Here is a 14723-nt window from a genome sequence, read left to right as displayed (position 1 = left end):
TGGCTAGTGGAGGTTTTTCCATTTTGCCAGTGCCGGTTTTTTGTTGGATAATAGAGAAAATGAAGTTTTATAAAGAAAGAAGGGGTTGTTTTGAAGGATGTAAATTCTATCTTTATGAGAGAAAAGATTGCTAGTTCTTATCTTTATTTTATTTCTTTTCTTGGCTTGATTACTATAACCATATCTTTACTTGATATTAAAATCCCTTCTTATCCAACGATATTAATATTGTTATTAATATTTATGGGGATTGCAGAGTATTTTCCTGTACGATTTTGGAGAGGAACTAGCTCGCTTACCTTTCCGATAATTTACGCTATGAGTTGGCAGTTTGGAATCCATATGACTATTATTGCTATTGTACTCGTAACGCTAATTATTCACCTGCATCGTCGTTCACCGATACAAAGAATGTTATTTAATAGTACTCAGCATGCGCTTAGTTTGATCTTGGCCGAATGGTTTTCAAATAAATGTATGTCTTTATTAATTAACAAGATAGATATGTCAGTTCTATATGAAAATTTAATATCTTTGTTGTTATTTTGCGTGTTTTTTGGCTTCTTCAACAACCGCTTTTACGATTTGTTAATGATAATTCTTCCGCAGCCATATTCAATCTATCAGTGGTATAAAAAAACTGTAACGGTATTTCTTTGCGAAACTTTTGGTTTCTCTTATGCGGCCCTGATGCATGTATTAATTAGTACATATAGTGTGGAAATAAACGAGATTACAGTACTGTTTTTCTTTTTTCCACTTGTAGCAATTTCAGTTATTAGTTCTTTTTCTGTACGGATAAGGATGGAGAAGGAACGATTATATGAGCTGTTTCTTATTACGACAGAAATTAGTCGTGGACTAACCGGAGGAAACTTGAAACATATTAAACAAGCGCTTAAAGGCTTTTTTGGCATACAAGCATATGTAATATGGACAAAAGATGATGGGAACTGGAATCTTCTATTGAAAGATGGGAAAGTTCGTCTGGATATTTCTGATCATTCAGAAATATCCAAGGCGTTTGAGGGAATCTCTAAAAATCTTGTGTTTCATGATTGGAAAACTGGTACGGCTCCTGGAGATGAAATATTTGATAGCGTCATACGCTCGCTTGTATATTTTCCTCTTATTGTAAATGATGAACTAGTCGGAATGTTTGTTGCAGGGAAAAGTAGAACTGCGGGTTTTTTTCCGGAAGATGTACAGTCGTTAGCTACGTTTTCTAACCAATTAGCTAACGTAGTTAAAACAAGAATATTGATTTCTGAACAGGAAAAAAGAATGATTTTAGAAGAAAGAAATAGAATCGCACGCGAAATTCACGATGGTATTGCACAAACATTGGCCGGGGTGATATACCAACTAGAATCCGCGCAGAAAAAATACCGTGATAAACCAATAGATATGCAGCAAATAGTAGAGAAAAGTATAAAAGATTTAAGAGGAAGCCTAGGAGAAGTTCGTTATTCTATTTATGCTTTAAAACCATATCCGACACAACAATTAGGGCTTAAGCAGGCGATAGCAAGTAAAATAAAATCTTTAAAACAAGAATATGAACTAGATATTACATATCATGAAAGAGGTCATGCACGTGCACTCAGCTTTTCAAAAGAAAGAGTTATTTTTGATACATTACAAGAGAGTTTGCAAAACATTGTAAAACATGCACAAGCAGAAAAGACTGATGTTTTACTTAGCTATCAAAGTGAGCACGTGCTTTTAAGGGTTAAGGATAATGGAGTCGGCTTTTCACTATTTGAGTCTATGGTTAAAACGAAGAATGAGCCACATTATGGTATATTACATATGAATGAACAAGCTGAACAATTAGGGGCTACTTTACAGATTGATAGTTCTGTAGGGAAAGGGACAGAAATTACACTATTAATTCCAGATTCACAAACAAGGGGTGCGTAAAATGATTAAAATATTAGTAGTGGATGATCATGCTTTTTTACGAGACGCAATTCGGAGCATACTAGAGGATGAATCTGATATGAAAGTGGTTGGAGAAGCTAGCTCTGGGGACGGAGTATTGGGAAAAGTAGAAGAATGCAGACCAGATTGTATTTTGATGGATATTAATCTTCCAGGGAAAAATGGGATTGAAGCCACAGAGTTAGTAAAAAAAAATTATCCAAATTGCCGAGTGCTTGTGTTTACAATGTATGAACATGATGAGTATTTAATGGATGCACTTCAGGCTGGTGCTGATGGTTATTTATTGAAGGATTCATCATCGGAGCAGGTAATAGCAGCAATTCGAATGTTATATCGAGGCGATTCAGTTATTCATCCGCGTATGACTAAAAAATTAATTACATATCATCAGCAAAAAATGAAATTAGAATCAAATGAAAATGAACTGACGGAACGTGAAAAGGAAATTCTTTTTGAATTAGTAAAAGGACTTAGTAATAAAGAAATTGCTGAAGCTCTATATATTAGTGATAAAACAGTTAAAATTCACATCAATAAAATTTTTAAAAAACTAAATGTAAAAAGTCGATCACAAGCGGTGATTTATGCTGTTCGAAATCAATTGGTTCCGTTGGATTAAATAAGAGATGTTTAAAAGAACTATCGTGTTTCTTTATTCTATATTACAAAGAATAAAGGGCAAGGTAGTTCTTTTGTACTATTTGGGCATAGAATCATTAGAAAAAAATTACTCCTTTTGTTTAATATTCAGAAAAATCAAAATGTGAAATAATAAAAATAGAATTATTGCTTAACGCTACTAATAATTCATGTTGTAAATCGTTGTAGTTGGAAACAATTTATGGGGGCTTTTATAGAAAGAAGATTAGTAGTGTTGGAGATTCTCGATTGTTTTAAATAGATTCAAGGTTGATAGAATTGCCAATGCTAAATAGGAGATCAGAGGATTTATTTTAGAAAAAATAATTTTAATAATAAGGAGATGCGCTATGAAGAAGGGGAAATTCGGAAAAATACTTATCGGAACGCTAACTGTTGGTATGTTAATGTCTCAAGGAATTCCATATAACGTATTGGCCGAAGAGGTAAATACAACTACTTTAACTGGGATTGATGATGCAAATGCTATATTGAAAGGTCTTACAAAGGAACAACGTAATGCCTTAAAAACGTTAAATACAAAACCAGGTTTTGTTATTTCACCAGGCATCAATACAGCAAGTCCTGATAATGTGAATGTGATTGTAGAGTTTAAGCAAGCACCTAGCAAAATCGAGATGTTAAAACAAGCAGCTAAGGGGAAAAAAATAGCCCTTTCAACTGCGGAACAAAAGGTAGAAGCATCTCATAAAGAATTTAAATCAGAGTTTGAGCAGCTTCAAAAGAATAAAGATAAAGGGACGAATTTTAAATCTGCCAAAATAACAAGAGAATATAAGAATGCTTTTAATGGTGTAGCGATTTCGTTACCTGCGAATATGATTGAAGACTTAGTTCGCACTGGTATTGTTAAGCGCGTATGGGAAGATAGTGAGGTCAAAATTGATTTACCGAAAGAAACAGCTAAGACGGCTGCCGAACCCAAAATGGCAGATAGTGTACCACAAATTGGTGTGGACAAGCTGCATGATGAAAAAATAACAGGTAAAGGAATTAAGGTAGGTGTACTGGACACAGGTATTGATTATAACCACCCTGATTTAAAAGATGCTTATAAAGGGTATCGTGCAAAGCAAGGTGAAGATGCAAGCAAAATAGATCCGAACTCAATAAAAGGATGGGATTTTGTTAATAATGATGCTGATCCAATGGAGACAACGTATAAGGATTGGCAAAATTCTGGAGGATATCCTGAAATTTATGATGGAAGTGCATACTATACATCCCACGGTACTCATGTAGCTGGGACAATTGCTGCAGACAAAAAGAATAGTGTGGATTATGCAGTTACGGGAGTCGCTCCGGATGTAGATTTATATTCATATCGTGTATTAGGTCCATATGGAAGTGGACAAACAAGCGGTATTCTTGCTGCGATTGATAAAGCAGTGAAAGACGATATGGACGTTATCAATTTATCATTAGGTGCGTCTATTAATGATCCTTTATATCCTACTTCTATTGCAGTAAACAATGCGATGTTAGCTGGTGTTGTTACAGTAGTAGCGGCAGGTAATAGTGGTCCAGAAGAAGGTACCCTTGGATCACCTAGTGCAGCAGCACTTCCAATTACAGTTGGAGCAAGTGACGCTGCGATGAACATTCCAACGTTTTCAGCTAGTGCAGGTGATTTACAAGTGGATAAGATGATGCTACTAGGTAAAAGTTTTACTGATAAAATTGAAGACTTAAAAAGACAATCCATACCCGTGGTATATGCAGGACTTGGGAAATCAGGTGATTTTACAGGGAAAGATGTTAAAGGGAAGTTAGCTCTTATCCAACGCGGTGAGATTACATTTGATGAAAAAATTAAAAATGCTAAGGAAGCAGGCGCAAAGGCGGTAATTGTATACAACAATGTAGATGGGGAAATTACAAGTTATCTTGGGGAAAGTACTGCATCTATTCCATCATTCCGCTTAACAAAAGTAGATGGTGAGAAATTGCAAGCAAAAGCTGTACAAGGGGATGTGTCGTTAGCGTTTGGGGAACTTAGTAATATAAAAACAGAGGGAGATCACTTAGCTGATTTCAGCTCCCGTGGTCCTGCAACTAAAACAGATGATATTAAGCCAGATATTGTAGCACCAGGTGTGTCTATTTTCTCAACTGTTCCTGAATATATTAATGATCCAAAGGATGGAGAAAATTATCCGGTAGCGTATGGACGTATGTCAGGTACATCTATGGCAACTCCTCATACAGCGGGGGTGGCGGCACTCATTTTACAAGAACATCCAAACTATAGTCCGTTTGAAGTAAAAGAAGCGCTTATGAATACTGCAGTTGACTTAAAAGAGGCACGCTCTGTATTTGAGGTAGGATCAGGCCGAATTGATGCGTATCGTGCAGTTCATGCAGATACAGCTATCGAGGTTATCGATAAAACATCAAACGTTGTAAATGATGAAGAAGTAGAAATTGAAGAAAAAACAGGGTCTATTGCATTCGGGTATAAAAACCAATTGGGAAATGGACCTATTAAAGATAGTCGAAAAGTCTTAATTAAGAACAGCAATAAAACAGACGAGAAAGAGTTTAAATTAGAAGTAGAGTTTTCACCAACAAGTGTAGGTGTGCAAGATGCAGCGAAGAATGGTGTGAAGCTGAACGTACAAGATTCTATTAAAGTAGCTCCTAGTACATCAGGGGAAATTAGCCCTGAAATTATCATTCCAGAAAACGCTGAATTTGGTAGATATGAGGGATATATTCATATTTCAAATAAAAAAAATGAAAAAGAAGTATATCAAGTGCCATTTGCAGTTAAATTCACAGAAAAAGGAATTGAATCTGTAGATTTGCTGAGAGATGCAATGGCAACAGATACATCTAACTTCCATCCATTTATGGAAAGGCCGAGTTCACCGCTGACATTTAAATTGAACAGTCCACTTGAAACTATCGATGCAGTGGTGAAGGATCGAAAAACAGGAAAGGCATTAGGAATTGTGGGGACAATTAATGCTAGCAGTCTAACACCAAATATTGAATATATCATGTTCGATGGTATGGGTGGCTATGTATTCCCGTTTACAGGAGATCCAAATCATCCAATTGGAGACAAGCGAGTTACGTTGCCTGATGGAGATTACCAACTTGATTTCATTGGATATGACAAAGAAGGGAAACCTTATACAAAAGGAGATAGCGTAATTATTGATAATATCAAACCTGAAATGAAATTTACCGATGTAAAACCTGGCGTTCATGAGGTAAATGAATCTATGTTCAAAGAAGAAGATGGTCAGCGTGCATTATGGGTACATGGTAACATTTATGATTCTACGATAGATGTATTAAAGGCAAAAGGCCTTCAGTATGACCAAAAAACTAATGAAATTGTATATTACCAAAACTCTGCTTTTCCGTCAGGTTGGTTGAATACAATTCAAGCCAATGGTGATTTTAAATTTGGTGTACTTCCAGAGGAAATCAATGAACCGCTTAATTTAAGGTTATTTGGATATGATCTTGCAACTGCATCAAATATGGCAAATGGATTTAAAGATTATGTCTTTGTTAAAGAGGGAACGGAATACGCTGTCCCAAGCTATGACAAGGATAAAGTTAAACTAGGAGAAAAAATTACATTAACTTTAAATCTTAATAATGTGAAACAACTTATGTCAGGTACATTTGAGATTCCTTATAGTAAACAGTTGTTTAAATTTGTAGATGTTAAACCAAATCCAGCACTTGCAGAATATGCAAAACAAAATGGATTAAATATTAAATTAGAAGATCCAGTGATAAATGAAGAAGGAAACTGGGAAAACAAGGTGAAAGTTGGTGCATCTTTAGAAGGAACAGAATTTAAAGGTCTAGATGGAGACGCACCATTTGTAGATGTTACATTCGAGATGACGAGTGACGAGTATTTTAATAATTTAACAGCATTTGGCGTAGATAAATTCTCTTATACAAAAACAGGTGCATCAGAAGGCGTTGAGATTCCTGTATTTAAAGATAAATCCTTTTCTATTATTTCGAAACATGCAATGGTTACAGGATATATTGGACCAGAAGCTTTCTTAACTGAAGAGGGGTATTTAGGTAAGAATGACTACACAAAACTAGGAGCAAAAGTGTATGCAGTTGGTAAGGATGGAAAGAAATATACAGGAACGGTTGATGATAATGGGCAATTTGAAATTCATAGTGTTCCAGTAAGTGATACAGAATATAATATTTTCGTAGAAATGCCAGGTCATTTAAATAGTAAATTAACTACAAAAATAGGGAAAATGCAGGATGGAGAATTAGTGGGACAAAACTTTAGAGCTGATATGGATGACAGCCTTGCAGGTGATGTAAACGGCGATAAAATGGTAGATATTCAAGATGCTAGAATAGCAGCTCTTTCATATGAAAAAGGAAAAGTGGCTGTAAAAGATGGAGATGTCAATCAAGATGGTGTTGTAAATGAAACAGATATTCGTTTTATTGAGAAGAATTTCTTGAAAAAGGGTTCAGATGCCAAAGAAAATCAGAAACCGAAAGAAAATGTAGGGCCAGTGACGTTAGATAAAATCTTACGTTCCATTGGATTAGAGCCAAAAAAATAAGTGGACAAACTTCTAGAGTAAATAAAGCAATAAGACAATGAATATAAAATTAAATGAGATTGGCTAACAAATAACCGGTAATGATTTACGGTAACATTACCGGTTATTTTAAAAGTAATAGTCGTTTGGGTACATGAAGTAACTAGCTTAAAGTTAGTTCGCTTTCGTTGTGGGACAAGGTAGTTGCTTAATTATTATTGTTTGTGGGCTGGAAATAAGGTTTGTAGTTTAAACTTTAAAAATAGGGGGACTTGTGAAATGAGTATTAAGAAAAAACTTGGTATGGGTGTTGTAACTGCAGCGCTTGGCTTATCTTTAATTAGTGGGGGAACATATGCGTATTTTAGTGATAAGGAAGTATCACAAAACACGTTTGCAGCCGGTACTTTAGATTTGAGTGTTAATCCTGAAGTTGTTATTAATGTCGACAATATTAAACCAGGTGATGAAATGGAGCGTGGTTTTCAATTAGTAAACAAAGGAACCTTAGCAATAGGAGATGTGAAACTTCTGACAGATTACAGTGTAATCGATGCTAAAGGAGATAATGGAAATGCTGATTTTGGTGATCATATCCGTGTTGATTTCTTGTGGAATTTGGATAAAAATGAGGTTCCAATTTGGTCTACTACATTATCTGAATTAAAGGTAGCTACGCAAAACGGAAGTATTCCTGATCTTGTACAAAAAGGTGTTGTAGACCGAGAAGGAAATGGACTTGCTCCTGGTGATGATGATACTTTCTACGTAATGTTCACATTTGTAGATAACGATGAAGAGCAAAATGTATTTCAAGGGGATTCATTGAAGTTAAATTGGACCTTCAACTCAATGCAGACAAAAGGTGAAGATAAATAAAGATAAATATTATATATGAGAATGAATTGATGAAGAATTGAGGAATAGAATTTTTAATAGTGTAAAGGTTGATTGAGTGAATCAACCTTTTTTTATTTTGTGAGAAAATTATGCTTAGATTATTTGAAAAAAAGTAGCTTGAAAGTTACGTTACGTCATCTTTTATACTAAAGAAAATAGGATATAGGGGGATGGTGTAGATGACTTTAAAATGTATGTGGGGATGGAAAGAAATTTTATATTTATTTGTTTTTGTATTTCTGATTGTACCAGTAATGGTTGAATCTCTTTTTTATGATTATGCTTTAAAAATAATAGGGAACTCATTATATGCTGGAGTATTAATGGGACTTATAATGGCAGTGATATTTACATTTTTAGTTTATCTTTTTTGCATAAAAAGATATAAACTGTCGTGGAAAGATATTGGAATTCGGAAGCTTTCATGGAAAGATTTATTGTGGACATTTGTAGCGGTTATTTCTTTGATTGTAGTGAGTGTTGGAGTATTAATGATAATGGAGAAACTGGGGATTTCTTTCGAAAATAGTAAAACGGAGACGATCCAAAATGATAAATCAATATATGCGTTCTGTATCGCGGTAATTGGAGCAGCAGTTATATCACCAATCTATGAAGAAATTTTATATCGAGGTGTTTTTTATACGTTTTTTCGTGATAGATATGGCATATTGGGCGGGGTGATTATAAGTTCAATAATATTTACCGTTGTTCATATTCCAACATATAACACATTACCGGTGAATTTTTTAAGCGGTGTAGTATTCGCGTGGTTATATGAAAAAACAAATTCTATTTTATCGGCTATGATTGCACACGCACTATTTAATTTCATAGCAGTACTTCTTACATTTATGTCGAATTAAGAAGATATATAGGAGGGATACAAATGGAAATAGCGGTAGAACGTGTTTTTACGAATGAAATTTTAGCAAGAGCAGCAAAGGCATATCATGTAACGGTGGAAGAAAAGCCACTTGGTGATTTTGAAAATTATATTTTTAAGGCGAAGGGTAAAAATAATGAAGATTACGTATTACGCTTAACCCATTCTTCTCATCGGTCTAAAAAAGAGGTAGAGGCCGAACTAGATTTTTTACGGTATGTTGCAGAGCATGGGGCAAAAGTGGCGGGACCTCGTAATTCAATATCTCAAAACCTTGTAGAAGAAATTGGAGCGGAAGATGGCACTTTCTTTTTCGCGTCTTTATTTACATATGCACAAGGTGAGCAAGTAAAAGGAGAAGGATCGCCTTATTGGGGAGATGCTTACTTTGAAGCGTGGGGAAAAGCGATTGGACAACTGCACCGCCTTACAATGGATTATCCTAAAACAGACTACCGTGATACGTGGGAAGAGGATGAAAGTAGCATTGTTAATGGATTAGAAGATGAGAAGGTGAAAGGGATTGCCACTGTATTAATGGATGAAATAAAGGCTCTTCCAATCGAAAGAGAAACGTTTGGCCTTATGCATGGCGATATTCATCCAGGTAATTTTCATTATGATGGAAAAGGGCTAACAATCTTTGATTTTGATGACGCTGCCTATAATTACTTCATTCATGATTTGGCAATGGTTCTTTATTACTCTGTTCTTTTTACACCGTGGACATTGGAGAAAAAGACGGAATTTGCTCGTAAACAGTTACAAGTGTTAAGAAAGGGGTACGAATATGAGCACAGGCTGGCGGATAGTTGGTATGAATCGTTACCGTTATTTTTACGGTTACGTGATATAGGCCTATACGGTACGATTCAAAAGAAATTTAAGGGGAAAGATATGCCAGAGGATTTTCAAAAGTTATCAGATGAGTTGTATGAAAGAATTATAAAGCAAGAGGCAATAGTGAATACATAATACAGAGATAAGGGAACAAAGTATATAAAATAAATATATACTTTGTTTTTTTATACAAAAATATGTTTGCTTTATTAAAATAATATTGTTATAGATTCGGTATACACTTATAATTTTATATATATTCTGAATATTCTTTATAAAGAAGGAGGGGGAAAGTTGGAAGCTATCGTAAGTTGGATAAATAATATTGTTTGGAGTCCAGCACTTGTCTATTTATGTTTAGGAGTAGGTCTATATTTTTCCATTCGAACAAGGTTTTTACAAGTAAGACATGTAGGAGAAATGGTGAAACTTACATTTCAAGGGGAAAAATCGGATGCGGGTGTTTCTTCATTCCAAGCTTTAGCACTTTCATTATCAGGGCGCGTTGGAACAGGAAATATTGCAGGTGTTGCAACGGCTGTTGCCTTTGGTGGTCCAGGGGCTGTATTTTGGATGTGGGCGGTAGCCTTTCTAGGAGCTGGTTCTGCATATGTAGAATCGACGCTTGCACAAATATATAAGACGAAGCATCAAGGGCAATTCCGCGGTGGTCCTGCTTATTACATTGAAAAAGGGCTAGGTGTTAAATGGTATGCTTTAGTATTCGTTGCAGCGACAATTCTTGCGACGGGGATGCTGTTACCGGGTGTTCAGGCGAATAGTATTGCTGTAAGTCTAGAAACAGCTTTTGGTATTAATACTTCTGTATCAGGAGCGGTATTAGTAGCGGCATTAGCACTTATTATATTTGGTGGAGTTAAGCGAATTGTTAACGTAGCGCAAGTTGTAGTACCGTTTATGGCGCTTGGCTATATTTTAGTAGCCTGTGTAATTGTAGCTATGAATATTGAAAAATTACCAGACGCTTTCATGTTAATTTTAAAAAGTGCATTTGCATTAGAAGCGGCTTTTGGCGGGATTATCGGTTTAGCAATTTCTTGGGGTGTAAAACGTGGTATTTATTCAAACGAAGCAGGGCAAGGAACTGGGGCCCATGCAGCAGCAGCAGCTGAAGTATCGCATCCAGCTAAACAAGGGTTAGTACAAGCATTTTCCGTTTACATTGATACATTATTTGTTTGTTCAGCAACAGCATTTATGATGATTATTACAGGCATGTATAACGTATTTGATGCAAGCGGAAAAAACTTTATCGTCAATAAATTAAATGGTGCACAGCCAGGTCCTGGTTATACACAGGCAGCAGTAGAATCTGTTTTCCCTGGATTTGGAAACGGTTTCGTAGCAATCTCTTTACTATTCTTCGCATTTACAACAATTATGGCTTATTACTACATTGCAGAAACGAATATAGCTTACTTAAATCGTGATAAAGACCGTCCTTGGATGTCTATCGTACTAAAGTTTGTATTCTTAGGAGTTGTATTCTACGGTTGTGTAAAAACAGCAGCAACAGCATGGGCTTTAGGAGATATTGGTGTAGGAATTATGGCATGGGTTAACATTATTGCGATTCTATTATTACAAAAACCGGCATTGATCGCATTAAAGGATTATGAAAAGCAGAAAAAAGAAGGAAAAGATCCAGTATTCGATCCGCAGAAATTAGGAATTAAAAATGCTGATTTCTGGGAGCATGAATACGGGAAAGACAAGAAAGAAGAAGTATCTTAAGAGAATAGAAATGAAGGAGCAAAGGGAAATCTCTTTGCTCTTTTTTATGGACAAAATGAAGATGAAAGTTATTTTTTTGCCTATTTTTGAATATAAAAAGAATGTACATGCTTTGTTTAGGAGAGGGGGGAGTATGGTGATAGAGTTTCGTAATGTAAATAAATATTATGGTAACTTCCAAGTTTTGAAAAATATTAATGTGCAAGTGAAAAAAGGTGAAGTGGTAGTAGTTGTTGGTCCTTCAGGATCAGGAAAAAGTACATTGCTTCGGTGTATAAATCAGTTAGAGGCGATTACTGATGGAGAGTTAATCGTACAAAATACAGATGTACACAATAAAAAAGCAGATATGAATGAATTACGCCGAAATATTGGTATGGTCTTCCAGCATTTTTACTTATACCCACATAAAACAGTTCTGCAAAATATTACACTAGCACCAATTAAAGTAAATAAAACTTCAAAAGAAGAAGCAGAAAAAACAGCGATGGTTTATTTAGAGAAAGTAGGAATCTCGGAGAAGGCAGGTGTATATCCTCATCAATTATCCGGAGGTCAACAGCAAAGGGTAGCTATTGCTAGAGGGCTCGCGATGCAACCGAAAATTATGCTATTTGATGAGCCTACGTCCGCTCTTGATCCAGAGATGATCGGAGAGGTGCTTGATGTTATGAAAGCGCTGGCTAAAGAAGGAATGACGATGGTCGTCGTCACACATGAGATGGGATTTGCACGTGAGGTAGCAGATAGAATTTTATTTATGGATGACGGTCAAATTATCGAAGATACAACACCATCACAATTTTTTGCAAATCCTGAACAAGAAAGAGCACGTCTATTTTTAAGCCGGGTATTAAATCATTAAAGGAGGAATTTCATGCTTAAGATGAAAAAGTTGTTTACCCTAATCGTATTCTCATGTTTATTCGTGTTTATTGTTGCTGGGTGCGGGGGGAAAAAAGACGAGGCGAAAGAAACGAATACGAAGCAAGGCGGAGCTGTTGAGCAAATTAAGAAGCGCGGGAAGTTAGTAGTTGGAGTGAAGAATGATACGAATTTATTTGGATTGAAAAACCCTTCAACAGGGCAAGTAGAAGGATTCGATATTGATATCGCGAAGGCACTTGCGAAAAAAATTCTTGGTGATGAAAAGAAACTAGAGCTGAAAGAAGTAACGTCTAAAACACGTATTCCGATGCTGAAAAATGGTGATATTGATGCAATTATTGCGACAATGACAATTACGGAAGAACGCAAAAAAGAAGTAGATTTCTCAGATGTATATTTTAAAGCAGGACAATCGTTACTTGTGAAAAAAGGAAGCAATATTAAGAGCATTGATGATATAAAACAAGGCGTTAAAGTATTAGCTGTAAAAGGATCAACATCTACAAATAACATTCGCCAAAAATCACCAGAAGCAACAGTATTAGAGTTTGAGAATTATAGTGAGGCATTTACAGCGTTAAAAGCAGGTAAAGGCGATGTTTTAACTACAGATAATGCGATTCTTTACGGAATGGCAAAACAAGATTCTAATTATGAAGTTGTAGGGAAAATTTTCACGGATGAACCGTATGGAATTGCAGTACAAAAAGGTGCAGACGATTTAACGAAAGAGATTAATAGTTTATTAAAAGATATGAAAGCGAATGGAGAATACGATAAATTGTATGAAAAATGGATTGGTCAAAAACAAGAGAAGTAAAATGAAACTTTATTTCTCGTGATAAATAGTAAGAGTGAGAGGATGAGAGTACTCATCCTCTTCTTGTAAAGAAAGAGGGGAGAATATGTGCCTGATTTTTCTATATTAACGAATAACATTGATATGTATTTAGAAGGCTTTAAGTATACAGTTATGTCTAGTGTAGTTGCACTAATAGGAAGTTTTGTTTTAGGAATTGTTATGGCAGTGATGCGAATTTCACCTATTCGTATTTTGAATTGGATTGGCTCTGCCTATGTAGAGTTTGTTAGAAATATTCCACTCGTATTAATTGCATTCATTTTCTATTTTGCTTTGCCTGTAATAGGAATTACTTTCAACGGTTTTGTAGCAGGGACAGTTGCGCTTACAGTTTATACAGCGGCTTTTATTGCGGAAGTAATTCGTGCTGGTATTTTATCAGTCGCGAAAGGTCAAATGGAAGCAGCACGTTCTTCAGGATTAACTTATACGCAAGCGATGTATCATGTCGTCTTACCTCAAGCGATGAAAATCGTCATTCCTCCTCTAGGAAATCAATTTCTCAATTTAGTAAAAAACTCTTCAATACTCGGAATTATTGCTGGAACGGATTTAATGTATCAAGGAGACTTAATTTCAACGAAGACGTTCGTTACGTTTGATGTATATATATTTGTCGGGATGTTTTATTTAGTATTAACAATTCCGCTAAGTATGCTAGTGCGTTATTTAGAAAAACGCTTGGCAAAGGAGGCGGTATAAATGGATTTTAAAGGAGCGATAACAGGTGATCATATCCTCTTTTTATTAAAAGGATTACTCATAACGTTAGAGGTAGCGCTCATAGCAATTGTACTTAGCTTTATTATTGGTAGTGTAATAGGAATATTGCGCTATACGAAAATACCTGTCGTCTCACAAATATTAGGCTTTATCGTGGAAGTCATTCGAAATTTACCGCTACTTTTAATTATATTTTTTACGTATTTTGCACTTCCGGAAGCGGGATTGAAGTTAGAAATTATAACAGCTGCAATTGTTGCTTTAACAATATTTGAAGCGGCAATGATATCTGAAATTGTTCGAAGCGGTCTATTATCTATCGAAAAAGGGCAGATTGAGGCTGCAAGGTCTTCTGGATTAACGTATGTGCAAGCGCTTTGGCATATTATTTTGCCGCAAGCATTAAGAAGAATGGTCCCCCCGCTTGTTAGTCAATTTATTTCATTGTTAAAAGATACGTCATTAGCGGTTGTTATATCATTGCCAGAGCTTATGCATAATGCTCAAATTATTAGCGGGCAGAATGTAAATTATATGATTCCAACATTTATACTAGCAGCCTGTATGTATTTTGTTGTAAACTACGGTTTATCAATTTTATCTAGAAGATTAGAAATACGTTAACTCTTACAAAAAAATGTAAGAGTTTTTTCCTTATAAATCCTTTTTTTCCTCAAATTAGTATTGCGAGCTCTTAATATTTGAATTTTTA

The 14723-nt window shown here is 35.4% G+C and carries 11 protein-coding genes; all 11 read left to right on the top strand.

Translation table 11 applies throughout. From position 1 onward, the window contains the following. Window positions 1-90: 90 nt before the first annotated feature. The 11 genes from BG05_RS27990 to BG05_RS27940 all read left to right on the top strand — a co-directional run bounded on the left by BG05_RS27990 (window position 91) and on the right by BG05_RS27940 (window position 14635). A complete protein-coding gene (locus BG05_RS27990) occupies window positions 91-1923 on the top strand; it encodes a GAF domain-containing sensor histidine kinase (RefSeq protein WP_002125196.1) in 1833 nt (610 codons plus the stop codon). 1 nt (window position 1924) lies between these two features. Beyond that, complete coding sequence (locus BG05_RS27985) at window positions 1925-2566, top strand: response regulator (RefSeq protein WP_002035350.1); 642 nt, start codon at window positions 1925-1927, stop codon at window positions 2564-2566. 370 nt (window positions 2567-2936) lie between these two features. Further along, window positions 2937-7178 (top strand): S8 family serine peptidase, encoded by a 4242-nt coding sequence (locus BG05_RS27980; RefSeq protein ID WP_003187310.1) that lies wholly within the window; start codon window positions 2937-2939, stop codon window positions 7176-7178. A gap of 258 nt (window positions 7179-7436) precedes the next feature. Continuing rightward, window positions 7437-8036, top strand: a complete 600-nt coding sequence (locus BG05_RS27975; RefSeq protein ID WP_003187308.1) for a TasA family protein — start codon at window positions 7437-7439, stop codon at window positions 8034-8036. 200 nt (window positions 8037-8236) lie between these two features. Further along, on the top strand, window positions 8237-8923 hold the full coding sequence (locus tag BG05_RS27970; protein ID WP_016126548.1) for a CPBP family intramembrane glutamic endopeptidase: 687 nt from the start codon (window positions 8237-8239) through the stop codon (window positions 8921-8923). A 23-nt stretch (window positions 8924-8946) separates the two neighbouring features. Continuing rightward, window positions 8947-9918, top strand: a complete 972-nt coding sequence (locus BG05_RS27965; protein ID WP_002186946.1) for a phosphotransferase enzyme family protein — start codon at window positions 8947-8949, stop codon at window positions 9916-9918. Window positions 9919-10077: 159 nt separating this feature from the next. Continuing rightward, window positions 10078-11538, top strand: a complete 1461-nt coding sequence (locus BG05_RS27960; protein WP_002125208.1) for an alanine/glycine:cation symporter family protein — start codon at window positions 10078-10080, stop codon at window positions 11536-11538. 46 nt (window positions 11539-11584) lie between these two features. Continuing rightward, window positions 11585-12403: an amino acid ABC transporter ATP-binding protein gene (locus tag BG05_RS27955; protein WP_377940380.1), complete on the top strand. Its 819-nt coding sequence runs from the start codon at window positions 11585-11587 to the stop codon at window positions 12401-12403. A 12-nt stretch (window positions 12404-12415) separates the two neighbouring features. Then, a complete protein-coding gene (glnH, locus tag BG05_RS27950) occupies window positions 12416-13246 on the top strand; it encodes a glutamine ABC transporter substrate-binding protein GlnH (RefSeq protein WP_002125212.1) in 831 nt (276 codons plus the stop codon). Between the two features lie 87 nt (window positions 13247-13333). Then, window positions 13334-13990, top strand: coding sequence for an amino acid ABC transporter permease (locus BG05_RS27945; RefSeq protein WP_002090963.1), 657 nt, complete (start codon window positions 13334-13336; stop codon window positions 13988-13990). Then, window positions 13991-14635, top strand: coding sequence for an amino acid ABC transporter permease (locus BG05_RS27940; protein WP_002134376.1), 645 nt, complete (start codon window positions 13991-13993; stop codon window positions 14633-14635). Window positions 14636-14723: the final 88 nt, after the last annotated feature.

This window comes from Bacillus mycoides (genome assembly GCF_000832605.1).
GTDB classification, from domain to species: Bacteria; Bacillota; Bacilli; order Bacillales; family Bacillaceae_G; genus Bacillus_A; species Bacillus_A mycoides.
This window is presented reverse-complemented; position numbering and strand designations above follow the sequence as displayed.